The organism is Frigoribacterium sp. VKM Ac-2836, from assembly GCF_013248995.1.
In the GTDB taxonomy this organism is placed as follows: domain Bacteria; phylum Actinomycetota; class Actinomycetes; order Actinomycetales; family Microbacteriaceae; genus Frigoribacterium.
In genome coordinates this window covers 14,788-40,909 of the sequence record NZ_JABRPK010000003.1, presented here as the reverse complement: position 1 = coordinate 40,909, position 26,122 = coordinate 14,788, and the positions used below count along the sequence as shown (strand labels likewise).

Annotated in this window: 21 protein-coding genes; 9 read left to right on the top strand and 12 right to left on the bottom strand. The window is 67.3% G+C overall.

Annotated elements, in window-relative coordinates; genetic code table 11:
• Positions 1 to 207: 207 nt before the first annotated feature.
• Positions 208 to 2,484 (top strand): APC family permease, encoded by a 2,277-nt coding sequence (locus HRF36_RS11790; RefSeq protein WP_173210162.1) that lies wholly within the window; start codon positions 208 to 210, stop codon positions 2,482 to 2,484.
• Positions 2,485 to 3,143: 659 nt separating this feature from the next.
• On the opposite strand, the gene HRF36_RS11785 is transcribed toward HRF36_RS11790, so the two are convergent.
• Positions 3,144 to 4,559 carry an O-antigen ligase gene (locus HRF36_RS11785; RefSeq protein ID WP_173210160.1) on the bottom strand — a complete coding sequence of 472 codons (1,416 nt, stop codon included), beginning with the start codon at positions 4,557 to 4,559 and terminating at the stop codon, positions 3,144 to 3,146.
• Positions 4,560 to 4,606: 47 nt separating this feature from the next.
• On the opposite strand from HRF36_RS11785, the gene HRF36_RS11780 reads away from it, so the two are divergent.
• Positions 4,607 to 5,842: a glycosyltransferase gene (locus HRF36_RS11780; protein ID WP_173210158.1), complete on the top strand. Its 1,236-nt coding sequence runs from the start codon at positions 4,607 to 4,609 to the stop codon at positions 5,840 to 5,842.
• Positions 5,843 to 5,847: 5 nt separating this feature from the next.
• On the top strand, positions 5,848 to 8,790 hold the full coding sequence (locus HRF36_RS11775; protein ID WP_217271258.1) for a FlgD immunoglobulin-like domain containing protein: 2,943 nt from the start codon (positions 5,848 to 5,850) through the stop codon (positions 8,788 to 8,790).
• On the opposite strand, the gene HRF36_RS11770 is transcribed toward HRF36_RS11775, so the two are convergent.
• Positions 8,787 to 9,728: a glycosyltransferase family 2 protein gene (locus HRF36_RS11770; RefSeq protein ID WP_173210154.1), complete on the bottom strand. Its 942-nt coding sequence runs from the start codon at positions 9,726 to 9,728 to the stop codon at positions 8,787 to 8,789. The genes HRF36_RS11775 and HRF36_RS11770 overlap by 4 nt on opposite strands.
• Positions 9,729 to 9,800: 72 nt before the next feature.
• On the opposite strand from HRF36_RS11770, the gene HRF36_RS11765 reads away from it, so the two are divergent.
• The gene (locus tag HRF36_RS11765) at positions 9,801 to 10,487 is read left to right on the top strand and encodes an acyltransferase (RefSeq protein ID WP_173210152.1); all 687 of its coding nucleotides are present in this window, start codon (positions 9,801 to 9,803) and stop codon (positions 10,485 to 10,487) included.
• A 3-nt stretch (positions 10,488 to 10,490) separates the two neighbouring features.
• On the opposite strand, the gene HRF36_RS11760 is transcribed toward HRF36_RS11765, so the two are convergent.
• The 7 genes from HRF36_RS11760 to HRF36_RS11730 all read right to left on the bottom strand — a co-directional run bounded on the left by HRF36_RS11760 (position 10,491) and on the right by HRF36_RS11730 (position 19,225).
• Complete coding sequence (locus HRF36_RS11760; protein WP_173210150.1) at positions 10,491 to 11,669, bottom strand: hypothetical protein; 1,179 nt, start codon at positions 11,667 to 11,669, stop codon at positions 10,491 to 10,493.
• Entirely contained in the window at positions 11,662 to 12,804 is a 1,143-nt protein-coding gene (locus HRF36_RS11755; RefSeq protein ID WP_173210148.1) for a glycosyltransferase family 4 protein, read from the bottom strand. Before HRF36_RS11755 ends, HRF36_RS11760 begins: the two co-directional genes overlap by 8 nt.
• 82 nt (positions 12,805 to 12,886) lie before the next feature.
• Positions 12,887 to 13,846 (bottom strand): hypothetical protein, encoded by a 960-nt coding sequence (locus tag HRF36_RS11750; protein WP_173210146.1) that lies wholly within the window; start codon positions 13,844 to 13,846, stop codon positions 12,887 to 12,889.
• A complete protein-coding gene (locus HRF36_RS11745; RefSeq protein WP_173210144.1) occupies positions 13,846 to 14,502 on the bottom strand; it encodes a low molecular weight phosphatase family protein in 657 nt (218 codons plus the stop codon). Before HRF36_RS11745 ends, HRF36_RS11750 begins: the two co-directional genes overlap by 1 nt.
• Positions 14,503 to 14,504: 2 nt before the next feature.
• Positions 14,505 to 15,941: a polysaccharide biosynthesis tyrosine autokinase gene (locus HRF36_RS11740; protein WP_173210142.1), complete on the bottom strand. Its 1,437-nt coding sequence runs from the start codon at positions 15,939 to 15,941 to the stop codon at positions 14,505 to 14,507.
• Between the two features lie 263 nt (positions 15,942 to 16,204).
• On the bottom strand, positions 16,205 to 16,927 hold the full coding sequence (locus tag HRF36_RS11735; RefSeq protein WP_173210140.1) for an SGNH/GDSL hydrolase family protein: 723 nt from the start codon (positions 16,925 to 16,927) through the stop codon (positions 16,205 to 16,207).
• A gap of 1,065 nt (positions 16,928 to 17,992) precedes the next feature.
• Complete coding sequence (locus HRF36_RS11730) at positions 17,993 to 19,225, bottom strand: NAD(P)-binding domain-containing protein (RefSeq protein WP_173210138.1); 1,233 nt, start codon at positions 19,223 to 19,225, stop codon at positions 17,993 to 17,995.
• Positions 19,226 to 19,365: 140 nt separating this feature from the next.
• On the opposite strand from HRF36_RS11730, the gene HRF36_RS11725 reads away from it, so the two are divergent.
• Positions 19,366 to 19,563 (top strand): DUF3073 domain-containing protein, encoded by a 198-nt coding sequence (locus HRF36_RS11725; protein WP_056227242.1) that lies wholly within the window; start codon positions 19,366 to 19,368, stop codon positions 19,561 to 19,563.
• A 13-nt stretch (positions 19,564 to 19,576) separates the two neighbouring features.
• Positions 19,577 to 19,963 carry a VOC family protein gene (locus HRF36_RS11720; protein ID WP_173210136.1) on the top strand — a complete coding sequence of 129 codons (387 nt, stop codon included), beginning with the start codon at positions 19,577 to 19,579 and terminating at the stop codon, positions 19,961 to 19,963.
• A gap of 123 nt (positions 19,964 to 20,086) precedes the next feature.
• Here HRF36_RS11720 and HRF36_RS11715 read toward each other — a convergent pair whose 3' ends face one another.
• Together HRF36_RS11715 and purM are read right to left on the bottom strand one after the other, a co-directional pair.
• Positions 20,087 to 20,308 (bottom strand): hypothetical protein, encoded by a 222-nt coding sequence (locus tag HRF36_RS11715; RefSeq protein ID WP_173210134.1) that lies wholly within the window; start codon positions 20,306 to 20,308, stop codon positions 20,087 to 20,089.
• A gap of 110 nt (positions 20,309 to 20,418) precedes the next feature.
• Positions 20,419 to 21,543: a phosphoribosylformylglycinamidine cyclo-ligase gene (purM, locus tag HRF36_RS11710; protein ID WP_173210130.1), complete on the bottom strand. Its 1,125-nt coding sequence runs from the start codon at positions 21,541 to 21,543 to the stop codon at positions 20,419 to 20,421.
• A 71-nt stretch (positions 21,544 to 21,614) separates the two neighbouring features.
• Between purM and purF the strand changes: the two genes are divergently transcribed.
• The 3 genes from purF to HRF36_RS11695 all read left to right on the top strand — a co-directional run bounded on the left by purF (position 21,615) and on the right by HRF36_RS11695 (position 25,520).
• Positions 21,615 to 23,075 carry an amidophosphoribosyltransferase gene (gene purF, locus HRF36_RS11705; protein WP_173210128.1) on the top strand — a complete coding sequence of 487 codons (1,461 nt, stop codon included), beginning with the start codon at positions 21,615 to 21,617 and terminating at the stop codon, positions 23,073 to 23,075.
• 88 nt (positions 23,076 to 23,163) lie between these two features.
• The gene (locus HRF36_RS11700; protein ID WP_173210126.1) at positions 23,164 to 23,964 is read left to right on the top strand and encodes an ABC transporter ATP-binding protein; all 801 of its coding nucleotides are present in this window, start codon (positions 23,164 to 23,166) and stop codon (positions 23,962 to 23,964) included.
• Entirely contained in the window at positions 23,946 to 25,520 is a 1,575-nt protein-coding gene (locus tag HRF36_RS11695) for a transporter (RefSeq protein WP_173210124.1), read from the top strand. The genes HRF36_RS11700 and HRF36_RS11695 overlap by 19 nt, the downstream gene beginning before the upstream one ends.
• Positions 25,521 to 25,617: 97 nt before the next feature.
• On the opposite strand, the gene HRF36_RS11690 is transcribed toward HRF36_RS11695, so the two are convergent.
• The gene (locus tag HRF36_RS11690; protein WP_173210122.1) at positions 25,618 to 26,028 is read right to left on the bottom strand and encodes a hypothetical protein; all 411 of its coding nucleotides are present in this window, start codon (positions 26,026 to 26,028) and stop codon (positions 25,618 to 25,620) included.
• Positions 26,029 to 26,122 lie beyond the last annotated feature (94 nt).

Here is a 26,122-nt window from a genome sequence, read left to right as displayed (position 1 = left end):
CGCGCGCCTCCTCGGGGGGTCGAAGGGTACAAGACTGGACGGCATTCGGCCACGTTAGCGGTGACGCCCCTGCAGTCCGCTGAGGCGCACGTGGCCTGATCGATCGCCCACCGGTACGAAACAGTTCGGACGAACCCGATCTGACCGGGAATAAACGGCTCACGAGTGAAGTTGACAGGCCCTCGCACGGGAGTAGAGTCGCCGCTCGTGACCAACGACACCCGGTCGCCGAAGCGTTGGCTCATCGGTGAACCCCTGCCCTCCGAGAAGCTCGAAGGACAACTGCTGCCGAAGCACCTGGCCCTGCCGATCTTCGCCAGCGACCCGCTGAGCTCCGTTGCCTACGCCCCGCAAGAGCTGTTGATGATCCTGCTGATCGGCGGCCTCGGGTTCCTCACCCTCGCGCCGTGGGTCGCGGTCGCGGTGGTCGTCCTGCTGCTGGTCGTCGTCGCCTCGTACCGACAGCTGATCAAGGCGTACCCGTCGGGCGGCGGCGACTACGAGGTCGCCCACAAGAACCTCGGCGAGAAGGCCGGCCTCGTGGTCGCCTCGGCACTGCTCGTCGACTACGTCATGACGGTGGCCGTGTCGGTCGCCTCCGGCGTCGACAACATCATCTCGGCCGTGCCCGAGCTGGCTCCGGTCCGCGTCGAGCTCGCGATCGTCTTCGTCGTCCTGCTGGCGGCCGTCAACCTGCGGGGCGTGCGCGAGTCGAGCAAGGCGTTCGCGCTCCCGACCTACCTCTTCGTGTCGAGCGTGTTCGTCATGATCGTCATCGCCCTGGTGCGCACGGCCCTCGGCGACCCGCCCGTCGCCGAGAGCGCCGATTACACGGTGCAGGCGGACCAGCTCACGCAGGCCGCGTTCGTGCTGCTGCTGCTGCGCGCGTTCTCCAGCGGCTGCTCGGCGCTGACCGGTGTCGAGGCGATCGCCAACGGCGTGCCCGCCTTCCGCCGCCCCAAGGTGCAGAACGCCCAGAAGACGCTCGTGTTGATGGGCAGCATCGCCATCGTCCTGTTCGCCGGTCTGGTCGCCGTCGCGCTGATCGCGAAGGTGCACTACGCCGAGGACGCCTGCGACCTGCAGGGTTTCGTCGACTGTGCCACGACGCCCCAGCGCAGCCTGATCGCGCAGATCGCCAGCGCGGTCTTCGGGGGCGCGTTGTTCGGCATCCCGTTCTACGTGATCCAGGCCTGCACTGCTGCCGTGCTGCTGCTGGCGGCCAACACGGCCTTCAACGGGTTCCCGCTGCTCGGCTCGATCCTGGCCCGCGACCAGTACGCCCCCAAGGCGCTCAACACGCGTGGTGACCGCCTGATCTACTCGAACGGCGTCATCGTGCTGGCATTGGTGGCCTGCGCCATCCTGCTCGTCTACCAGGCCAGCGTCACGGGCCTGATTCAGCTGTACATCATCGGCGTCTTCGTGTCGTTCACGCTCGGCCAGACGGGCATGGTCGTCCACTGGACCCGGATGCTGCGCGAGGGCTGCGCCGACCGGGGGGCCGTCTACCGCGCCCGGGGCATCAACGCGTTCGGTGCCCTCTTGACGGCATCGGTGTTGATCGTCGTCACGGTGACGAAGTTCACCCACGGGGCCTGGCTGGTGTTCGTCATCATGCCGATCCTCTTCGTGCTGATGCTCGGTGTGAACCGGTACTACCGCGACGTCCTGGTCGAGATCGAACCCGACGCCACGACGCAGTTCGGCTCGCACGGCGACCACGCGATCGTGTTGGTCGGAACCATGCAGAAGCCCGTGCTCAAGGCGCTCGACTACGCCATCGCGGCGCGCCACGAGTCGCTCGAGGCGATCCACGTCGGCATCGACGACGAGGCCACGGCGCTGTTGCAACGCCAGTGGGCCGAGCAGGACATCGAGGTGCCCCTGCGGATCGTCGCCTCGCCGTACCGCGACATCAGCATGCCGTTGATCAAGTACATCAAGGCCCACCGCGACGAGCACGGCAGTGAGGTCGTGACGGTCTACACGCCGATCTACATCGTCGGCCACTGGTGGGAGGCCGCGCTGCACAACCACAAGAGCCGTCGTATCCGCCAGAAGCTGATGCTCGTGCACGGAGTCACGATCTCGCTCGTGCCGTGGCTGCTCGACTCGTCCGAGGTGCTCTACGGGCGTCGCTCGCGGCCGATCCCCGGCCAGGACCGTCGGGGTGAGCCGATTCGCCCTCGCCCGGTGCCGCGCCGCGTGCTCGAGCCGGCGGGTCGTCGGTCGGGTGCCGCCGGGGGTGCCCTCGGTGCCGACGCGGGCCCCGACGGCCGTGCCGGCGCGGCGGTCGAAGGAGGCGCGGTGCAGCGAGGTCTGGACGTCCAGCCGACCCAGGACGTCACGAAACCCGGACCGAAGCAGACCCCGCGTGCGCCTGGTTCGGCGACCGGCAACCGCGGAGGCGGTGCCGCCGCCCGCAAGGCCCGCTCGGCCGCCCGCAACTCCACCGGAACCGCCCCCCGCAAGAAGAAGTAGCCGCCCGCCCGCCCGCGCGCCTTGCTCGACCTGCCCTGCCCTGCGCTTCGGCCGAGGCGGAGCCTTCATCCCTACGGGGCGACGAGGCCTCGGACCTGCCGCTCGAACCCGGCCTGACCCACGGTGGCCATCACCTCATCGTGGCCTGATTCGTGAACGAGAACACTGTGCGCGAGCTCATCGAGGCGGCTTCGGTCGAGAGCTCGATCAGCGCGTCGCCGTCCTGTCCAGCTCCGGCTTGGTTACTTGAGCGGCGCCACGCCCCTGTTCTCGTTGTGGCCGCACGCCAGCACCTTCTTCTCAGGCCACAGCGCCGGTGGAACCAATGCCCCGCTGGTTCGGGGCATGATGCGCGGCACGCCGATCGTGGCCCGCGGCACGGTGCACACAGCGAGATCTTCGGCGAGAAGGATTATTGGCCGAGCCGCGAGTCGGCGACATACCGTAGCCGCCGGAGACGTGCTGGCAGGCATCGTGTCCAAAGAGACCAAGGCCGAGGCGGCTGCGACGCGTGCTGCGTCCCAGTCAGTACCCGTGGCCGGTGGGGCTCAGCGGCGACGAAGCGGCCCTGACGGCATTGGCTGCTCGCGTTAAGCACGATCTCCCTGGGCCCGACGACAGCACCGAAGACCCCGATTCGCGTCCACCCTGCGGCTGATCTAGCGCCTCCCGACGAGAACGCTCTCCGGGCGCGAGAAGGCGGCGTCGCCGGACGACGTCACCCCGTCCGTCTCTCCCGCACCAGGGCGCTTCTGACCGTGCAGCAGACCGATCCCGACAGCGATCCACAGGAGATAGCTGACTGCCCCGTCCTGCATGGTCGGGAGGACGATCTGGCTAACGAGAGATGCGGCGATGGCAACGAGACCGAGGTGAGCCGCCCCTGCCCTGGGCTCCTTCACCGCGAGAGAGACGATGCGTCCGGCGAGGGCCAGGTAGAGCACCAGGACGAGAGGACCGGACTCGAGGGCCAAGAGCAGGAGGAAGCTCTCCACCAGCACCGGATTGTCGTCGTAACGCAAGGCTCGAGGCCCGACCTGGCCGAGGCCGATTCCCAGCGGGTGTTGGACGAGCAGCTGGAGAGACTCCCTCAGACTCGCAGCGTGGCCTCCAATGGAGGGATCGTTGCCGGTCTCGATGCGGACGTTCACATAGGCGAGAGCGGTGAGCCCGATAGCGACCCCCGAGATGCTGGCGAAAGCGAGAGCCACACCGGGCCGAATGTCCCGCAGCTTCAGGCAGACGACGACAACCGCCAGGCACGCCAGACCGAGCAGGCCGCTTCGCGACTCCGACAACACTATCGCGACGACAGGGAGGACGCTGAGGGCGATGCGCGTGCCGAACTTCCGGTCACCCATCATCCAGATGAACGACATGATGATAAGGAACCCGACAGCCATCTCATTTGGTGCCGAGAACGGGCTGAAGGCACGTGGCTCGATGCTGTTCGCGCTGAAGAGCGAGCTGGGGAAGCGCTCCCCCTCGGGGACGGGAAGACGTCCGAGGACGTAGAGCCACTCGATGCCGCGACTCCAGGTCGCGATCGCCACTATTCCGGCGCCTTGGCCTGCGACGACGACGACAGTGGAGATGCGAGACGCGTTGACCCGATCGAGCACAGCCGGCACGATGATGATCAGAAGGAGCGGCAGGAAGTCGTTCCGCCAGCCGTAAGCCGCCTGCTCCACGTTTGAGGACCCGATTCCCGATACGGCACCCAAGCCCACGATCGTAAGAACGATGATGAATAGCTCCGGTCGAACCCGAGCTATCCGAGGGCTGAACACGACGAGGACGAACAGGAGGATCAGGACGCCGTCCTTGGCTGCGCCGAACACCGTCGCGAACTGAGCCTGACCCAGTTTCACCAATAGACTGCTGACCACCCCGTTGAAGGGCAGATACACGGCTAAGAAGGCGATGCCCATCCAGGGATACTTCATGAGTGCTATGGCAAGACAGAGGATGATCGCCAGCCCCGTCGCGATCAGCGGACTCGCTGTGACCGCCAACGTGACACCGGCTGCCAGGACGCACGCCCCACCGATGAGGAGCAGGTTCCCACGGTTCATGAAGAGGCCCTCTCTCGTCAGCTCACCAAGAAGAAAGCTGTTTTCTCATGGCCCACATAGTCGTCATCGCTCCGTTCGTCCCCCACGACGGCATCGATCACGCAGGAGGCGAAGCAATACGCCGTCACATCTTATCGCTGAGCAAGAATCACACAATCTCGCTGGTGACGCCGAAGACCGCCGCCAATGATGCCGCGCTCGACAAGAACGAGCACGCTGCCCACACCGTGGTGCTGGTGCCGCGGAGTGCTGCGTGGCTGAGTCGACCTGCTGCACCGATCAGAGGTCTCGTTAACCTGTTGTCGGGGCCGACCTTGGGACTTGATTTCGAGCACAACCTCCGGCGCGACCCCTCGGTCCGGGCCTTGCTCCGCGAGGCTGACCTCGTCGAGTTGCAGTGGTCCGAGACAGGACGCTTGAGCCGTTTCGTCCGGCGAAGCGCGCCTACCACCCCCCAGCAGATCGTCGCGCACGACGTCCTTGCGCAGAAGCTCGGTCGACGCTGGCGAGACGAGACGTCTCTCATCCGGCGAGTGCTCGGATTCGCGCAGGCAGTCATCTGGTCGCGGGGTGAGAAAAGATTCTTCGCCGAGATCGGCACCGTCGTGACGTTCAGCGAGAAGGATGCGGAACTGGCTCGCTCGACGGTCCCCACTGTCACCGTACACACACTGCCTCCGGCGCTCGCGGACGACACCATGCCGAGCCGGTTCGAACCGCGTCCCGCCAGCGGCCGCGTGCTCTTCGCAGCAGCCTTCCACCGGCAGGAGAACGACGAAGCGGCTCGATGGCTCCTCGAGTACGTGTGGCCGATCGTACTCAGAGCCCGACCGTCGGCGACGCTCGTCCTGGCCGGCTCGAGCCCATCCGATTTCCTACGACGGGCTGCCGCCCGCCCCGATGCCCACATCGAGGTCACCGACTACGTCGACTCCCTCGCACCGTATTACGCAGACGCCCAGGTTGCGGTCGCGCCTCTGCTCCATGGGGGTGGGGTCAAGTTTAAGTCGATCATCGCGATGCTCTGGGGGCTGCCCCTGATAGCGACACCGGTTGGCGCCGAGGGAGTCGGCGACGGCTCGCACGTGTTCGCCGTCACGAAGGACGCTGAGGACTTCGCGGAGGCCGTCCTCACGGCCCTCACCGCCCCAGACACGCACCAGAAGGCAGCAGCGGCTTTCGCCTGGGCTCATTCAACGTACAGTTCCGAGGCCTTCGACGATGCCCTCCAGGCGATTGTCAACGGGCACGTGACCACCAATATCTCTCGTCAGCCCCATTAGGGGTCTTGGAGACCGCCGACACCTGCCTTAAGGTCGGCCTTGCGCCCGCCATTCTCCGTGACGAGGCAGCCCCGGGGGGAACGATGTCCATTAAGTCGACACTCGCACTGACCGCGGCTATCGCCGTGACGGCGGGATTGTTCGTCGCTCAGCCCGCGGCCGCGGCGCCCGCGCCCACTGTGGTGGAGTCCTTCGAGGGGTCCGCGGGCAGCACCTGGACCTCGACGCTGGGTGCGGCGACGGTCGATACGAAGACCGACAGGCCGACCGCCGGCTCGGGCTACCTACGGCTCGGCTACTCGTTCGCCGCGGGGAACATCTCCGAGGTCGGCTATTCGAAGACTCCCCCGACGGTGACCGCAACCGTCCCGACCAGCGTGCAGGTCGATGTCAAGGGAGATGGCACGTACAACACCGTCTATCTTCGACTCCGCGACGCGACCGGAGAAATTTTCCTCTATCGGCTCGACACCCTCAACAACGCGTCCTGGCACACCGTGACCCTAGATCTGCGGACGAGACCGGACCAGTCGACCGGCGGGAACCACAACGGCGTCCTCGACGGGCCCGTGAGCCTCTTCCGGCTCAACGTCGCCCGGAACGGCACCCAGCCGGCCAGCGGATTCGCGGACCTCGACAACCTGCGGTTCGTGGACGAGGGCTGGACCCAGGTCCAGAGCACCGCCGAGGTCTTCTCGGCGAAGGCGGACGCGTCGACGACGCTCTCGTTCCAGGCCGGAACCGCCGGCGACTACACCCTGACCATCGCGGATCTGCAGGGCCGCCAACGGTCGTGGACGGGTTCCGCAGCGACCCCCGGAGCCGTGCGCTACGTGTGGGACGGAAAGGACTCGGGAGGCACGCCCTTGTCAGGGAGCATCTTTGCGTCCGTCTTCTACGACACGACGCGCAACGGCATGGTCCAGGCACCGTGGATTCTGGGGACCCCGTACGTCACGGGCGTGTCGGAAAAGTCTCCCGACGACGTCGGGTCGATCGTTGGGATCAACAGCTTCCTTACGACACTCGACGACCCGGTGACCGTCGACGCCCAGACGAGACTGATGGAGACTGCCGCGGTGCGCCAGGCTCGCGAGGAATTTGACTGGAATCGGATCGAGCCCCGTCAGGGGTACTTCGACTTCGCCAAATTCGATCAAGCCGTCGAGCTCGCCTCCGCGCGCAATGTCGAGGTCATCGGCAAGCTGGTCTACTCAGCTCGTTGGGCCTCATCGGCACCGTCAGGCACAGCGGATGCCGACAGCGTCTTCTATCCGCCCCGGAACAACGCCGACTTCGCGGCCTATGCGAAGACCGTTGTGAACCGGTACAAGGACAAAGTTCACGTGTGGGAGGTCTGGAACGAACCGAACACCAGTGCACACTGGAAGCCGCAGGCCGATGGCACGGCGTACGGTCGACTGCTTGCGTCGGCGTATGCGGCAATAAAGCAGGCCGACCCGACGAGCGTCGTGCTGGGCGGCTCACTCGCCGGGTTCGACGATGCGTACATGTCAAAGGTCCACGCGGCGGGGGCCGCCAATTCCTACGACGGCCTGTCGATTCACACTTACACGGACGGCACACCGGAGAACGGGACGTCGTCGGTGTACATCGAGGGGGCCAAGTCCTTCCTCGCTAGGAACGGATTGTCGAATCGCAAGGTCTGGTTGACGGAGCTCGGTTGGTCAACGTGTACGGGCGTGTGCCCAACTGGTGTATCCGAGGTGGACCAGGCCAAGTACCTCGAGCGTGCATATACGGACGCGTCCGCGCGCGGCGTGGCGGGGGCATTCTGGTTCTCGCTCGTCGAGGTCGGCAATTCCGGCAGCCAGTTGGACAACTTCGGCCTCGTCGAGACGGGCGGCCGACAGAAGCCGGCATTCGCCGCGCTGACGAGGGTCGGGCAAGCTCTTGACGGCGCCGTCGGAGTCGGGTCCATGTCTCCCACGGCGGACGGGCTGAATTACATCGTCAACGGCCTCGACACGACCACGGGCCTCGGCGTGAACATGATCGGAGGCGGCTCCGCGATGATCCAAACGTCGTCGTCGGGGCACTCCGGAACAGGTTCGATGCAAGTGGACTACGGCTTCACCGGCAGTTCTCAAGGTCTGGAGATCGTCGCCGACAAGCTGATGTCCGGTAGACCGACGGCTGTCTCCGTCTGGGCTTACGGCGACGCCAGCAATGCGCCCATCTACATGAAGCTCAAGGACGCGAAGGGCGAGTTCTTTCAGGCCAAGGTAGGGCAAATGAGCGCCCCTGGCTGGCAACGGCAGACGTTCTACCTCGACGGCAACAACCCGAACTACGATCGATGGGGAGGAGACGGCGTCGTCGATTACCCCCTGACCGTCAGCTCCCTGTACGTGTACCGGCCGACGACCGGAGTTCAGTTCGGACGGGTGTATTTCGACGACCTGAGCGCGCACATGGGCACCGTCACGCGCGGAGCGGTGGCGATTGGGCGGGGGAAGAACCTGCAACTGGTCTACTCGATGTCGTCCGGACTCGTGGACGTGCCCGTCCAAAGCCCGACAGCTGGTCTGCGTGTCGGATCGCAGGTCACGCCTCTCGAGGTCGCGAAAGGTCCCACGAACAACCTGGTGAGGGTCCAGCTGAACCCCGACCGGCTGGTGACCATCGAGTCGACCGCAGTGACGAGCCCTGATCCCGCCTATGCGGGGGACCTCGTCGGTGTCGTCTGGCGCGGCGGGGACAGGGCGACCTATACGATCCAGATTTTCGACTCGAGTGGTGCCGCGGTCCGGACCATCGCGTCGTCTCTGAACTTCGACGCAGGCAGGCGCACCGCCACGTGGAACGGTCGGACGGCGACGGGCGCGGTCGCGCCACCCGGGAGCTACGTGATGCGCTTGGTGGCGCTCGGAGCGGACGGCCGCAAATCCGTCCTGGACACGCCCTTCACGTTGAGGAGCCGTTAGCTTCGCGGCGACGCGGTCGCCCAGACGGCGAGCCCGTGCCGACGGAATCTCTTCGCACGATCCTTGAGATCCGATGCCTGTCGGCCGGGCCGCCTCGCCATCAGGTCGAAGGCCGCCGCCCTAGACCAGAGCCCTCCGGAGAAGATCGCCCGCCACACGAAGCGACGAAGAGGGCCCGGCCTGTAGGTGACGCAGTAGTAGTCGTAGGTGTTGCGTGCCCACATGGTCGAAACAGACCCCCCACTCGCGATTACGGAGGCCCCAAGAGCGTGGACGGCATTAGCCCCGGCCACGAGATTGACGCTGAGACCAGCCTCGGCGACCCGCCGACAGAGGTCCAGGTCCTCCCCGTACATGAACCATCGCTCCGTGAGCTCCGGAACCGGCGTGCGAGCCTCAGCGGATAGATAGAGGCACCCGCCGGACACCCACTCGACGGGTGTCAGCCCACGTCGGAGAGCAGGCCGATAGAGGTGACGGCCTTGGACGAGAGCCAGCCGCGGAAGCATCCTGCTCAGGCCGGAGTAGTGCGTGAAGAGCGGCCAAATTCGAGGCTGGGCTCCCGCGGCGAGCACGGCCACCGTCGGCCCGTTGTCGATGATGGGAGCCACGATGCCCACGCCGGGTTCCGCCGCCGACTCGACGAGGAGATCGAGGGATCGGGGGTCGATAGACGCGTCGGGATTGAGCAGAAGCACGTCCCCTTCCGGGGCCGCTCGAAGCCCTTGATTCACCGCCACGGCGAAGCCGACGTTATCGTCGTTCAAGATCGTCCTCACGCTCGGCTGTTCGAGTGAGATGCGAGCGAGAAGTGCCCTCGTACCGTCCTGGGAATCGTTATCCACTACGACGACATTTCGGCCGGACAAGATGCGGAGGCACGCTTCAACATCTTTCTCGGCGTTGTACGTCACGATGATTATGGTCAGCTCGGGCACAAGTTCCTCTGCTTGTAGGATGGATCTCGATCGAAATCCTGTAAACCTTATCGATGATCCCGAGGCCAGAGCATGACCCTATTCTCCGTCCACGCGCTCGCAGACCGCTTGCTAAAGGGGACGGGGCGCGCTCATGAGACGAGCAAGGCCATCCGGCCGAGCTGGATCTGGGGCGAGCTGTTCCGCCGGGGCACTCAACTGGTTCGCGGGACGCTGCTCCTGCGGCAGCCCGTCTTCCTGGGCTCAGGAACTCGCCTGCTCGGCAGATCTGGCCTTTCGTTGGCGCGGGGAGTATCGATCGGCTCGCGCAACCTCATAGACGCTCGAGGTTCACGTGGTCTCGTGATGGGGCCGGGCAGCCGACTCGGTCATAACGGGATCGTCACCACGACGAGCAGGCTGACCCTCCTCGGCGTGGGGTTGTCCCTCGGGAAAGCATCGGGCATCGGTGACAATTTCCACATCGGATGCTCCGGCGGTGTCACGTTCGGTGACAACGTCATTGTCGGCCCGTACTTGCTCGTCCATTCACAGGAGCACAACTACGCAGATCCCGACGTCCCCATCCGCGACCAAGGCACGACGCAACGCGAGGTCGTCGTGGGCGACGACTGCTGGATCGGTTCGCGTGTGACGCTGCTGTCGGGTACGAAGCTGGGGCCGCGTACTGTCGTGGCCGCCGGCTCCGTCGTCCGGGGTGAGCATCCCGGCGGCGTGCTCCTCGCTGGGACACCGGCAAAGGTCATCCGACAGATCTGATCCCTATCCTTCGTGCCTTGTTCTTTTGTAAAGGCTGAAGAAGAGGCAGGTGATCATGTCGTTGGCCACAAGCAGAAGCGCCAATTCGATCGGCCCCAGGGGGAGCGTCGACGATACTAGGACGGATAGGGCCAGCGTCAGCGAGAGCCGGACGATGCTGCGCTTGATGCCCCCGTTCGTCACGGCGAGCGTCGTCAGACCGAAACCGAAGAACTGGAACAATACGCCAAGAGCCAGGACGAGCACGGCCCAACGGGCTTGTTCATATTCGGCACCCATCACCACGGGCAGGAGCAAGCCGGCAGCACCTACACCGACAGCAACGACCGCACCATATCTGAGGAGGACTAGTCGGAGCTGGAGCCAGATCGAACGTCGCTGCTCCGCATCATCCGCCGCGTACAACCGGGCCCGGAACAACTCGCCGTTAAAGGCGCGACTCACCCCGACGATGGCCGTGTAGCAGAGGAAAACAACTCGGACCTGTGCATTCACGATGTTGCTCGCTGTGGCCGCGATGATGATGATCGGAATGGCCACGCCGGTGCTGTAGAGAATACTGTCGATTCCGAAGAGGACTCCCTGACGCCAAGGCGCCGAGGTGACGGTCACGTCGCGCTCGGAGTTGTTCTTCCTCCAAAAATGGGTGAAGTACCCGCCTACCAGGAAGACTCCGATCACAGCCCCGATCGTGCCGCCGAAGGCAGCCGATCTCGCGGTGCCGAGCGCGGAGCCTGCCGCGTTGAGCCCGACCTGGTACGTCAGGCGTACCGCGAGCTCGGAGTTGGCCCGAGTTGACGATGCACGCGCCCGAAGGAGGAAGGCGAACGGCACTGAGCAGAGCTGGATCAACGAGGATGTCGCGACGACGGCGAAGACCAGCTCCCCCTGACCTTCCGGAAGGGTCAGTAACCCCAAGGTGACCGAGGCTGCCCCGGTGAGGAGGACGACCAAGCCTCCCCGCGCCAGTGCGATGCCGAGGCTGAGTCGCCCCTGGAGGATCAACTGATCCTGTCCGAGCAATCCAACTGCGGAGATCACCTGCGTCATCGCCAAGGCGGCCGAGTACTCGCCAAACCCCTGGGCTTGGAGCGAGACCGCAAGGAGGAGGGTCCCGCCGGTCGAGAAGAGGAGCGGGAGGAACCGCAGGACTGAGTAAGCCAGATGACCGGTCTTAGCCATGCCTGCCTGGTCTCCCCCGTCGCAGCTCCGCCACTACGTCCTGGGTCGCACGAGCGTACTGCGTCAGCGAGAAGCGGTCGCGGACATCCGCGAAACCAGCGGAAGCGAGATCCCGAGCCAGCGTCCGATGTCGGACCAGGCGTTCGATGGCGTCTGCCAGTTCGAGGGCATTACCGGGCTCAACGAGCAATCCGGTCTTCTCGTGAGTGACGATCTCCTGTAGCCCGTCGACTCGCGAAGCGATCACTGGGCGCTTGGATGCCAGAGCCTCTGCGGCGACGGTGCCAAAGGGCTCGACCAGTGACGGGACGACCGCGATGTCCGCGCCGCTGAAGACGGCGCCCGCATTCTCCACGAAACCGACGAAGTCGACGAGCCCGGAGAGCCCAGCCTTCGCCACGGCCTCACGCAACTCGGCCTCGTACCACTCGTAACCGGGGTAGACCGAACCCGCGATGACGAGACGGAGGGGCATCCCCCGCTCGAGGAGTAAATGACAGGCCTCCACCAGGACATGGACGCCCTTACGAGGGCTGAGCCGACCGACGAAGCCCACGGTCCAGGTGCCGGCCTCCGGGCTCAGGTCCGAATTGTAGTAGCCATCCCAGGCTTTGCCGTTGTAGATCACCCGGATGTCATCGAGACCCGTCGGGGTCGAGTCGACGACGTGTCTCTTGGTGGACTCGCTGTTGGCGACGACGCGTGTGACGAGTCCGATGGGCGCGTGCAACACCCGCTGAAGATGCCGGTTCCCACCCAGCTCTGCTTCTCGTACATGCACGAGAGAGGAGACCCGGCTCACCCAGGAGGCCACGACCCAGACGGGCTGCGTCAGCGTGTTGATGTAGACGGCCTGGGGGCGGAGTCGGCGGATCAGGCGTATCGCTCTAATAAGGCCACGTGCGGAGGTCCAGACGAGAACACCCAAACCCCTCGGCGAGACCAGGGACTTTCGTAGCACGGGCACGCTCACGAAGACGACGGTCGCCCCTGCCTGTTTGAGCAATTCGACGAGCGGCCCCGTCTCGGGAAGGACGACCGTGACCTGGTGCCCCGCTTCAGCGAGGGCCCTGACGGACTCTACGGCCATGCGGTCGCTTCCGTAGAGCTCCGCTCCAGGATGCGTGAGGACCACGTCGACTGAGCCTCGCGGAATTACCACGACTCCACTCGCAACTGAGTCCCGAAGTTTCGAACAAGGCGGGACTTCGCCGACATCACCACGTTCTGCCACCATCGGCAGAGACAACGGCGTTCTGCCCGGCATTGAACCACAGGGACTCTCCGGCCGCCGACAGAGCAATGTCCTTACGTGATGTGGAGATGGGACCGAGAACGCAGCCGATGACGGCTGGCGTCGATCCGACGGTGTTGCTCAACTCGGAAATCTGAGCTCCGGCGCACGTCGTCTCATCAATCGAGGCGATGACGTAGCTGTCGGCGTCGCTGTCCATGGCGACGATCCCGGGTACGAAGAGACCATCCGACCAGGTCGTCCCGCCATCCTCGGTCCGGTAGACGTTTCTGTCAGCGCAGACGAGAGCAGCCGCGGAGTCGCTGCGCGGCGCGATGCTCACCGGCGCGGCGCACGGGGCCTTCGCGAGGGCTTGGGGGGAGTTAATGGTCCCGTCGCTGCCGGGCACCACATACCACGTCGCAGAGAGACGATCTGGGTACGTCTCGAATCCCGAACCCGACGTGTAGGTCGCCGTGAGGCCAGGAGTACAGGTCTGCCCCTCGAGGCCGACGATGACGACGAAATCGGTGTCCTGAGCATCCAGACGGAGTGCCGACGCGAGATCTGTCGACACTGTTGTCGACACCCACGAGGCGCCCGCATCCGTCGACTTCTCCAGCTCAAGGCTCCCGCCGGTCGCGCAGTCCCCTGCTGCGACGCGATAAGCCGTGTCGCCATCCACTGCTGAGATCAGCACGGTGCTTGGCGTCAGTTCGGTGAAGGCAGTCGTCGGCGCTGGCGGGGGAGCCTCCGAAGCACTTGCAGAGGCTGTAGGTCGCGGCGCGGCGCTAAAAGGCGGGGCCGCCGGAGCATCATCGTCGAAGGCGCCGACGGCGTAGGCGACCAACGCTACGTCCAGAGCTGAGAAGGCGACCAATCCCAAGATGGCCGCACGTTTCCTCGCCACCGAACTGCGGCGGCGTCGCTTGTCACCGGCCATCAGCGCGAGGTCTCCACCGACGGCTCCACCGTTGCGGCCAGAGCGAAAAGCGAGATCGCGACATCGGCTGCCGGTACGAGCTGCTGCCCTGACTGGACGAAGGTCGCGTCGTCTTTGCGGTAGGGGTCGACGACATCGTCGTCAAGAACGTCCTCGGGCGTCGGGATGAGCCCGCGTCGCGCGGCCACGACCGAGACGGCGGAACGAAGACGCTCTGCCGTGTCCGATAGCGGGATATTGGCGGCCTCAGCGAGGTCCTCTGCCACCACACCTTCGGCCAGTCGAGCAAATTCCCTAAGCGTAAAGGAGTAGCGCGAGGCACGAGGGAAGAGCGACACGACCGAACGCCTGTGTTCCAGGGCCATCCCGAAAACGAGATCCGCTCCGGCGATGTGACCCTCGAAGAGATACCTCGACGAGTGCCGACTCTCGGGCAATCCGTACGAGCGTGCCAGCACCTGGGCCTGCTCTGGCATGTCCTGTGCGTCCTGCGCCATGGTGCCAGCACTCTCCACGGACACCGCCGTCACGCCGGCGCGATGGAGCCCGAACCGCAAGTACTGCTCGGCCATGGGCGAACGGCAGATGTTTCCGGTGCAGACGGTGAGGATCGTGAACGTCGGGTTCGTCGAACGGGTACGAGCGAACAACGACACGACTAACGCGACCTGACTTTGGTCTTGGCGTCCGCCGAGGGGAGGGCGTCCGGACCGTCGATCTTGTCCTGGTCCATGCCGTAGTACGCGCCATAATTTCCGTAGCCGTAGGCGTCCGGGCCCTTCGTCGGGAGCATGGTCATGACGACGCCGAGAACTCGGCCGCCGATGTGCTCCAACGTCCGGAGCGCAGACTGCAACTCGTTCCGGCTGGTCCGCCCCGCGGCCGCGATGACGATGGCGCCACCGGTCAGCTTTGCGAGGATCGCCGCATCGGTGACGGGAAGGAGCGGCGGGGCGTCGATGAGAACGTAGTCGAACGACTCGGTGAGGGACGCGATCAACGACACCATGGCCTTGGAGCCTAGGAGCTCGCTCGGGTTGGGGGGGATGCGGCCGGCGGGGAGGACGTACATCGTGCCGCGCCCCCATGGCTGCAGGACGTCCTGGATGTCGGCACGTCCGATCAGGACGTCCGTGAGACCGACGACACCTTCGAGACCCATGGTGTCGGCGAGCCTCGGTAGTCGCAGGTCGCCGTCGACGACCACGACGGAGGCTCCGGTCTCCGCCAGCGCTACGGCAAGGTTGGCCGTCGTCGTGGTCTTGCCCTCGCCGGGGAGCGACGACGTCAAGACGAAGCATCGCGACGTCGACTCGAGGTTGACGAACTGCAGGTTGGTCCGGAGCGAACGGAAGGACTCCGCACGCGGGCTCCGGGGGTCGGCGTGAACGATGAGCGGTCGTTTTTTGGCGCCCGGATCGAAGCTGATGCCACCGAGGATGGGAGCCGACGTGACGAGTTCCACGTCGTGCGATCCATGGATGCGCGTGTCGAGCGTGCTCTTGAGGACGGCTGCGCCCACACCGAGAGCGAGGCCGATCAGGAAACCGAGGGCGAGGTTGAGCGTGGTGCGAGGGGACGACGGCGCCGAGGCCGCGGCCGCGGGCTCGATCGTCGCGATCTTGACGAGGCTCGGCCCGCCGCCTTCCGGCGACTCGAGATCGTTGACGACGACGTTGGCGAAACTCTCACCGACCGCGTTCGCCAGCGCGGCTGCGCGTGCCGCATCACCGTCCTCGACGGTGATGTCGACGAGAACCGTGTTCGAAGGAGACTCCGCTGTGATTTCCGATGCCAGCTCGTCGGTGCTCATGTCGAGACCCAAGTCTGCGATGACGGGCTCGAGGACGCTCTTGCTGGTGACCACGGAGACGTAGGAGCGCACCTTCTGCTGCGCAGCGCTGCTGCCTTGCACGAGATCGGACGTGCTCGAGGACTCCGACGACTGCACACTCACGAACAGCTGGGTCGACGACACGTATCTTGGTGTCGCCAGGATCGAGGCCAGAGCGCCGGCAGCGACGCCGACGAGCATCACTGCAACGATGAGGATCCACCCTTTGCGAAGGATCCGGATGTAGTCACGCAGTTCCACGTGGCCCCATTTCTTGTCGGTCGGCAAGGGGGGTCAGGAAGCGACGATCCCCCGGGATGGCCCCGTGATGACGAGCAACGAGCAATGAGCAATGAGCAACGCGACTGCGTCAGCAGCGAAACATCGTCACGTCAGGCCGGGCCCAATACTTGCACATTGCTCGTGTTCGCCATGACTATCGGGGAACACGTAGCGTAAACGTAACGTGAGCAGGTAGTGGCCGTCATCGGCTGTCAGCCGGCTCAAGGGGCTTGCGCAGAACGTTAATTCTGGGCGATCGCCCCGAGCAGCCGGTGCGCGATGGCTGCATACCCGGCGTCGTTCGGATGGAAGTCGTCGCTTACACCGCCCTGAGCCACGCGCCCTGCCGGCCCTCTATTGGAGTCCACCTCGAACAGATCGCTCATCGGTCGGAACGCACCGCCCTGGGCTGCACACTCGGACTGGACGACGTCGTCGTAAGCCGCGGCTTCGTCGGCTCCTCGCCAGACGCCCGCGCAGACGAAGACGACCCCAGGCGACGATTCCCGGATCGCACGGAGGGTCTCCCCATAGTCGGCCTCGAAGGTCGGGAGCGGTGTGGCATCAACGTCGTTGGTGCCCAGTTGGACGATCGCAAGGTCCTGGTCGGTGCCTACCGAGGCCACCTGTCGCACCTCCGACGTCGTCGCGTCGACCTGGAACCCCTGATCCTCGGTAACGGGGCCATTCGCCTCGAGGGCCTGCACCATGAGCGGCCGGAAGCCACGATCGGCCGCGGATGCGTAAAGACCCGCGGTGAGCGAGTCCCCGACGAATAGCGTCTTGAGAGGAGTCGCGCCCCGGGTCACACTCACGTTCGACGTGACTTCCGGCGCGAGCGAAGCAGGCGCCGAGCTCCCCGACCCCGCTGGCGGACTCGTCGACTCGGAGACGCGAGGTCCGGCTACGCAACCCGCGAGAGTGACGATGGAGGCGATCGCGGCGAGCAGCGCCAGTCCGTGCATGCGTTCTTGGTGCAAGAAAAGCCCCTCAAGTTGATGTTTGCGAGCTTACCGACCTTGCTTGACGACCCTCGGCCTTTCGTCCGACGGCGATCGTGACCTTCGCGGTACGGTCGTTCTGCTTCTACCTCACGCACATTGAAGTGACCTTCCTCTCGTTTCGCGATTTCGTTCTGGCTCTTGGGTTTCGGGGTGGAGACCCTCGCGGGCACTCCCCTCGTCGCCCACCTGCTCATCGCGCCCGTGTTTGGCGTCGCTGGAGCAGCTGCACTCCGCCTCATCACGGACACGCCCGCACGTCTCCTCTGTCTGAAGTCCCGTGGGCCGCGGCTCGATATCGACAGGCCCCGTCGAGAGCCTGCGGTGAGCGCCCAGCTCGACGGGCGGCTGCAACAGTCGTCCCGCCACCAGCCATTCCCTCGGTCAGACGAGGCGTGCCTCCAGCGGGGCCAAGACCTGCCACGCGACGCTGCGGCCTGCGCGGTTCGCGCCGATGGTGGACGCCTGCAGCCCGTAACCCGCCAGGAAGATCCGCGGGTCTCGCTTCGAAGCACCCGCCCTCACCGCCACGCCGCCCGACTGCTCGCGCAGATGCAGCTCCGACAGGTGAAGCAGCGCGAGCCGGAACCCCGTTGCCCAGATGATCGCGTCCGCCCGAGCTGCACTCCGGGGACCCGGCCACCGAGGTGCCGTCATCCGTGCCGTACCCGGCCTCGTGCCGCCCCCAGGCCTGGTCCGCCGCGGCCTCCGTCGCCGTCTGCTCCGCCACCCACGACATCCACCCACCCCACCGCCCCTGACCCGCCGCCCCGCCCACCCCTTCGGCTCCCCCACCTGTGCAAATCGCGACAACGGAGGCGCGACACGCCGTCCGACGCAGGCGACAGTCGGCGTGTCGCCCGCCGAGTGTCGGGTTCGGCACCACCGACGCCCCCTCTCAGGTCGGGTTCGGCACGGTCCACCTCCGCTGCGGTCGTACCGCCCCGCACGCGCACCCACGACGCGGGCGCCAGGACGCACCCGCAGCGCACGGCGCCAGGACGCACCCGCAGCGCGCGGCGCGAGGACTCACCCGCGGCGCGCGGCGTCGCTCTCCGAAAGCCGGGCCACGACCTGCCGCGCGATCGCCCGCCCCGCGCGGTTCGCCCCGATGGTCGACGCCTGCGGCCCGTACCCTGCGAAGAACACCCGCGGGTCGAGGCTGGACGCCCCACCCTCGACGCTCACTCCCCCGTCGGCCGACCGGAGCCCGAGCGGGGCGAGGTGTCGCAGCTCGGGGCGGAACCCAGTCGCCCAGAGGATGGCGTCGGCCGGGGCGAACGTGCCGTCCGCCCAGCGCACGCCGTGCGGTTCGATCGACGCGAACATCGGCCGTTCGACCAGCACGCCGCGTTCGATGCCCGACACGAAGCGCCGGGTGCGCGGGACGCCGGTGCCGCTGACGATGCTCGGCAGCGCCTGGCCCGCCCGGGCCGCACGGTCCTGTTCGGCGACGGCCGCGACGGCCGACTCGACGTCGAGTTCGCCCTGGTCGAGCCAGTCCACCGGCCGGCGCGTCACCCATGTCGTCGAGGCTGCGACGCCGTCGAGCTCGAGCACGAAGCCGATCGCGCTCGTGCCACCACCCACCACGACGACGTCGAGCCCCTCGAGATCGGCCGCCGCCCGGTAGTCCGAGGTGTGGAGCTGCCGACCGAGGAACGTGTCGCGCCCGGGGTACCACGGGATGAACGGGGAGCCCCAGGTGCCGGTCGCGTTCACCACGACCTCGGCCCACAGCGTTCCCGAAGCCGGCCCCGAACGCGAAGCCGGCCCCGAACCCGAGGTCGGCCCCGAACCCGCCTCCGCCCCCGTCACCGCGGCCGCCGCGGCCGCCGCGGCCGCCGCCGACCCGGCACCCGAGGAGGCGCGCCCCGCCCACCGCACCGAGAACCCGTCCCCCAGCCCGGTCACGGCGGTCACCTCGACGGGTCGCCGCACGTCGAGCCCGAGTGCGGCTTCGTAGCGGCCGTACTGCTCGGCGACGACCTCGCGAGCGGGGGCCGACCGGTCCGCCGCGTCGAAGCCCAGACCGAGGCCGGCCATGCCCGGAAGGTCGTGCACGCGGTGTGCGGCACCCAACCGCAGGCTCTCCCAGCGGTGCTGCCATGCGCCTCCGGTACCGGGGCCTCGGTCGAGCACGACGAGGTCGCGGCCCCCCTCGAGTCCGAGCCGTCGTAGGTACCACGAGACCGACAGGCCGGCCTGTCCCGCACCGACGACGACCACCCGCGTCCGCTCTCGTTCGCCCCCTGCAGTCATCCCGACCATCATGCCCGTCCGAGGCGGCAGCCGGGGCTAGGGGTACATGATAAGATCGGTCCAGTTTTTCAAGAGCATCCTGTCGGCAGTTCCCGGGTCGTCCGACACCGTTTCCGGGCCGAGTTCAGAGGGGGTCACGCATGGGGCGCGGCCGTCAAAAAGCCAAGCACACCAAGGTCGCCAGAGAGCTGAAGTACTTCAGCCCTGACACCAACTACGGTGCACTCGAAAAAGAGTTGGCGACGAAGAACGACTCCGGCGACGAATACGTCGACAAGTGGGCCGACGATTTCGACGACGAGTACGACACCGAACACGACCAGAACAAGAGCGCCTGAGGCCGGTCGGCTGATGAGTTCTTCGTCCTCCTCCCTCGTGTGGGAGCAAGTCGTCGTCGACGCGAGCGATCCGGTGCGGCTCGCGCGCTGGTGGGCCGACGCCCTCGGTTGGGTGATCGTCTCGTCCGACGACGACGAGCCCGAGATCCGTCCCACGGCCGACACGCTGCCCGGGCTGCTCTTCGTGGGCGTCCCCGAGGCCAAGACGATCAAGAACCGCCTCCACCTCGACTTCCGGCCGAGCCCGGTCGACGGCCAGAGCCGCCAGGCGACGCAGGCCGACGAGGTCGCCCGTCTCGAGTCGCTGGGCGCCGTCCGTGCGCAGGTCGGCCAAGACGACGACGCCGTGTCGTGGGTGGTCCTCACCGACCCCGAGGGCAACGAGTTCTGCGTCCTCTGACGCGTCGGCCCACACGACCGGTTCCACGCGCATTACAGGACGACGGCCCCTCGATCTCGAGGGGCCGTCGTCGTGCGGTGCGGTGCGGTGCGGTCGAGGCGATCGCCCGTCCGGAGGCGCGGGTCAGCCGCCCACGAGCGTCGCGACCGCAGGCAACAAGCCCACGACCAGCAGCAGGATCATGCCGCCGGCCGTGAAGGCCGCGACCTTGCGCCCGCCGGTGAATGGTGACGCCGAAGAACGCAGCGGCGCCGGATCTGCGGGAACGCGGCTGACCCGGGCACTGCGCGGGGCGGCGACCGACGTGCGGGAGACAGCGGGAAGAGGGGTGTGGGTGGTGCTCATGGGTCGACTCCTTCGTCGTCCGGTCTGACCTCGTCGTCAGCACGCCCGTCACGGGCGTGGGCCCATCGTACGTCCGCCGCTGACGGAACGCCATGCGGCGTGTCCGGCGGTCAGCCCGCGTAGGACCCGACGAGTCGCACCGCGCCTCCGTCGACTCCCTTGGCGCCTTGCTCGAAACCGGCGAGGTCCCGCGGCCCGGTCGAGACGGTGCCGACCGGCCAGGTCGCGATGCCGTCGGACTCGAGCGCTGCGGTGACGGCAGCGGCCTGTGACGAGGCGACGACGGCGATCATGCCGATGCCGAGGTTCCAGGTGCCCTCGCTCGACTCGAGGGTCGATCCGGCGAGGTCGCTCAGCACCCGGAAGACGGGCAGCGGCGACCAGGTCGACCGGTCGACCTCGGTCCACGACCCGAGGGGTAGCACCCGGGCGAGGTTGGCCGCGATGCCACCGCCGGTGACATGGCTGAGCGAGTGGACGGCGCCGTCGAGTGCGGGGTCGTCGAGCACGCGCAACAGGGGCGACGTGTAGAGCCGAGTCGGTTCGAGCAACGCCTCGCCGACGGTGCCCGAGAACTCGGGCAGGGTGTCGTCGTAGCCGAGGTCGCGTGAGGCCAGGATGTGTCGCACGAGCGAGAAGCCGTTGGAGTGGACGCCCGACGACGCGAGGGCGAGTACGACGTCGCCGTCGGTCACGAGGTGCGGGCCGAGCTGGCGGCCCGACTCGACCGCACCGACCGCGGCCCCCGCCACGTCGTAGTCGTCGGGCCCGAGCAGACCGGGGTGCTCGGCGGTCTCGCCACCGACGAGGGCGGTGCCCGTCTCGCTGCAGGCCCGGGCGATGCCCTCGACGATCGACGCGATGCGGGTCGGGACCACGCGGCCGCAGGCGATGTAGTCGGTCATGATCAGCGGCCTGGCGCCGACCACGACGATGTCGTCGACGACCATGCCGACCAGGTCTTGCCCGATCGTGTCGTGCTTGTCGAGCGCCTGCGCGATGGCGACCTTCGTGCCGACGCCGTCGGTGGACGTGGCGAGCAGCGGCTTGTCGAAGTCCTTGAGGAAGGAGACGTCGAACAGACCGGCGAACCCGCCGACGCCGCCGACCACGCCGGGGCCGTGCGTGGCGCCCACCGCCGCCTTCATCAGCTCGACCGCCCGGTCGCCGGCGGCCGTGTCGACCCCCGCTGCGGCGTAGGAGGCGCTGGTCGAGTGGGCAGAGGAGGTCGCCATTCGTTCATCCGTTCGGTGTCGCTCTAGACTGTCGCGGTAACCCCAACTCTACGGTCTGGAGCCAGATCCGCATGTGCGGCATCGTCGGTCTCGTCGCGCACGAGCCAGCAAATCAACTCGTCTACGACTCGCTCCTCCTGCTGCAGCACCGAGGGCAGGACAGCACCGGCATCGCCACCGCCGAGGGCGGCATCTTCCACGTCCACAAGACCAAGGGTCAGGTTCGCGAGGGGTTCCGCACCCGTGACATGCGCGCCCTGCTCGGCACCATGGGCCTCGGCCACGTGCGCTACGCGACCAAGGGAGCGGCCACCAACGAGCAAGAGGCGCAGCCGTTCTACGTCAACGCTCCCTACGGCATCGTGTTGATCCACAACGGCAACCTGACCAACACGCGAGAGCTCACGAGCGAGCTGTTCCACGTCGACCGTCGGCACCTCAACACGAACAGCGACACCGAGCTGTTGGTCAACGTGCTCGCGCACGAACTGCAAGAGCAGGTGAACGGCAGCGAGCTCGATCCCGAGCAGATCTTCGCCGCGGTCACGCGCGTGCACGACCGCGTCCAGGGCTCGTACGCGGCGATCGCGATGATCGCCGGCCACGGCCTGCTGGCGTTCCGCGACCCGTTCGGCATCCGCCCGCTGGTGCTCGGTCGCCGCCTGGCCGCCGACGGCGTCCGTGAAGAATGGATCACCGCCTCCGAGTCCCTCGTGCTCGAATCCGGTGGCTACGAGATCGTCCGCGACGTCGCCCCGGGCGAGGCCGTCTTCATCTCGCTCGACGGCCAGATGGTGTCGAAGCAGTGCCACGCCAGCCCGCGTCTCATCCCCTGCTCGTTCGAGTACGTCTACCTGGCCCGTCCCGACTCGATCATGAACGGCATCTCGGTCTACGACGCCCGCCTGCGCCTCGGCAACCGGCTGGCCGACACCATCGCTGCGCACTCGCCGATCGGCGACATCGACGTGGTCATGCCGATCCCCGACTCGTCACGTCCCGCGGCCATGCAGGTCGCGCAGAAGCTCGGCATCGAGTACCGCGAGGGCTTCTACAAGAACCGCTACGTCGGCCGCACCTTCATCATGCCGGGGCAGGCCGAGCGCAAGCGCTCGGTGCGCCAGAAGCTCAACGCCATGTCGAGCGAGTTCAAGGGCAAGAACATCCTGATCGTCGACGACTCGATCGTCCGAGGTACGACCTCGCGCGAGATCGTCGAGATGGCCCGGGCCGCCGGTGCGAACAAGGTCACCTTCACCTCGGCCGCTCCCCCGGTGCGCTTCCCCCACGTGTACGGCATCAACATGCCGTCCCGACACGAGCTGATCGCCCACGACCGCAAGATCCCCGAGATCGCCCGCGAGCTGGGTGCCGACCACCTCATCTACCAAGAGGTCGCCGACATGCAGTCCGCCATCACCGAGGGCAGCGACGTGACCGAACTCGAGATGAGCTGCTTCACGGGCGACTACGTCACCGGGACGGTCAGCCCCGAGTACCTCGCCTGGGTCGAGGCCAACCAGCTCAGCTGAGCCGACGGGTCGACCACCACCCGCGCCTCCCCCTGCTTCCACCCGCCGGGGGAGGCGTCGTGTCGGTGTGCGTCCCTAGGCTGGGGCCATGAGCGACGTCGGCATCCCCCGCCCCGAACCGACCGCGACGCCCCCGGCGTCCGCCCTCCAGATCACCGCCTTACGCAAGGCCTTCGGCGACAAGGTCGCCGTCGACGGCATCGACCTGACCGTCCCCACGGGTTCGTTCTTCGGCCTCGTCGGCCCGAACGGCGCCGGCAAGACGACCACGCTCTCGATGGCGACCGGGTTGCTCCGTCCCGACGCGGGCAGCATCGCGGTGCTCGGCGTCGACGTCTGGTCCGACCCGACGCACGCCAAGTCGCTCGTCGGCGTCCTCAGCGACGGCATCTCGCTCTTCGACCGCCTCACCGGTGAGCAGCTCGTCACGTACCACGGCCTCCTCAACGGCATGAGCCGCGAGACGACGGCGCAGCGGGTCGGCGACCTCCTCGACCTGCTCGACCTGCGCTCGGCCGGCGGCACGCTCGTCGTCGACTACTCCGCGGGCATGACCAAGAAGGTCGCGCTCGCCTGCGCGCTCGTCCACGCGCCGCGCCTCCTCGTCCTCGACGAACCGTTCGAGTCGGTCGATCCGATCTCGGCCGCGAACATCCGAGACATCCTGCACGGCTACACGCAGAACGGCGGCACGGTCATCGTGTCGAGCCACTCGATGGACCTCGTGCAGCGCATGTGCGACCACGTGGCCGTCATCGCCTCCGGTCGGGTGCTCGCCGCCGGCACGACCGACGACGTGCGCGCCGGCTCCACGCTCGAAGACCGATTCGTCGAACTCGTCGGCGGCCGTCAGCACAACGAGGGGCCGTCGTGGTTGCGCACCTCCTGAGCCTGCGCTGGCGGGTCCTGCTGAACGGCTTCAAGCGCAGCACGTGGCAGCTCGTCGCGGCGATCATCGGCGGGCTCTACGGGCTCGGTGTCCTGGCCGCGGTCGTCATCGGCCTCGTGGCCCTCTCGTTCGCGCCCGAACGCTGGGCCTGGACGGCTGCGGTCCTCGGGGGCTCGCTCGCCGTCGTCGGCTGGGTCGTCGTGCCCGTCATCGCCCGCGGGTACGACCAGACCCTCAGCGTCTCCAAGCTGCGCCAGTTCCCCATGCCTGCCGACCGGCTCCTCGTCGCGCTGTTCGTCACGGGGCTGTTGGGCATCCCGGGCATCGTCACGCTGGTGGCCGCCCTCGCGACGACGTTCAGCTGGGTGCAGCACCCCCTCTCGGCCGTGCTCGCCCCCTTCTGCGGGGTCCTCGGCGTGTTCGTCTGCGTGGCGGCGTCACGCGCCGTCGAGACCGCGACCAGCGCCCTGGGTGCCAAGCGTCGCTACCGCGAGTTGATGAGCGTCGCGATCTTCGTGCCCCTCATCCTGGCCGGGCCGCTGATCGGCCTGGCCGGCCAGGGACTCAGCTCGATCGGCGACGACCTGCCCCGTGTGGCCCATGCCCTGTCGTGGAGCCCCCTCGGCGCCGCGTGGTCGATCCCCGGCGACGTCGCCCTCGGTCGACCTGGCGAGGCGGCCCTCAAAGCCCTCATCGCCCTGGCCACCCTCGGCGTGCTGTCGTTGCTGTGGCGACGGGGGCTGACGAGCGCACTCGTGGCTCCCCCGGCCGTCACCGCCACCGCGGCGTCCAAGGGGCTCGGTCTCTTCGCACGATTCCCCGCGACCCCGACGGGCGCCGTCGCCGCCCGAACGGCCGTCTACTGGCTGCGCGATCCGCGCTACGGCGGCTCGCTGATCGTCGTCCCCCTGATGCCCGTCCTGGCGATCTTCCTGTCGTTCTCCCTCGACACGGCCTGGCCCTTGTACGCCATCGGCCCGGCGGTCGCGGCGTTGCTCGCCGTCACCCTGGCCGCCGACGTCTCGTACGACGGCACCGCCTTCGCCGCACACCTGTCCACCGGGTTGGCGGGTTCGGCCGACCGCGCCGGCCGCGTCCTCACGCTCGGCCTGTTCGCGGTGCCCTCCGTCGTGCTCGCCACGCTCGTGCCCCTCGCGATCGTGGGCCGATTGGACACGGCCCCCGCTCTGCTCGGCATCGGTCTCGGCCTGCTCCTCACCGGATTCGGCGTGTCGAGCGTGGCGTCGGCGCTCTACCTCATGCCCGTCCCAGCCGCCGGCGAGAGCCCGTTCAAGTCGCCGCCCGGGGCCAACGTCACCTCGACCCTCGGCCTGTACGCCTCGTGGGCGATCGTCTTCGCGTTGTCACTGCCCGAACTCGTGCTCGGCGTCGTGGCACTGGTGCAGGGCTCCGTGCTGCTGGGGCTGCTGACCCTCGCCGTGGGGGTCGCCCTCGGGGACGTCCTGATGATGGTCGGCATCCGCCGGGGCGGGCGTCTTCTCGACGCCCGGGGCCCCGAACTGCTCACCCGACTGCGGCGGGCCCGCGGAGCCTGATCCGGCAGCCGACCTCGGTCGGCACCACCGTCAGCCCCGCCAGCACGTCGCCGTCAATCGTGGCAGACGTCGCCATCAGTCGCGACTGGGGTCTCCGTCAATCGCGGCTGGAGTCGCCGTCGGTCACCTGGTCGGGCGCGGACTCGGTCCGGTCGACGGGCAGCTCGAGCCGTTCGCGTTCGACCTGGACGCGCTTGGCCCCCCGGCTGGTCACGCGTTCGGCGACGATCGCCACGACGCAGCCGACGGCGCCGCCGATGGTGAGTCCCCAGAGAGAGATGTACCCGTAGGTCTGCGCGACGCCCTCACCCGAGTCGAACGGGAAGAGCGAGGTGACGATCAGCGACACGACCACACCGAGCGCGGCGCCCATGATCAAGAAGACGGGCACCTTGGGCGCTCGACGGACGGTGACCTCGTCGCGTTCGACGATCGACTCGACGACGGGCTCGGCCGCGGGCTCGACGACGGGCTCGGGTCGGTGCTGGTCGTCGGATGCGTTCGTCACCCGCCCATCATCCCAGAGCCGGCCGGCCAGCGCCGACGCCCGTCTCGACGTCGAGCAGGGCCTCGCCACCACCGTCGTCCTCGACGCCGGCGCG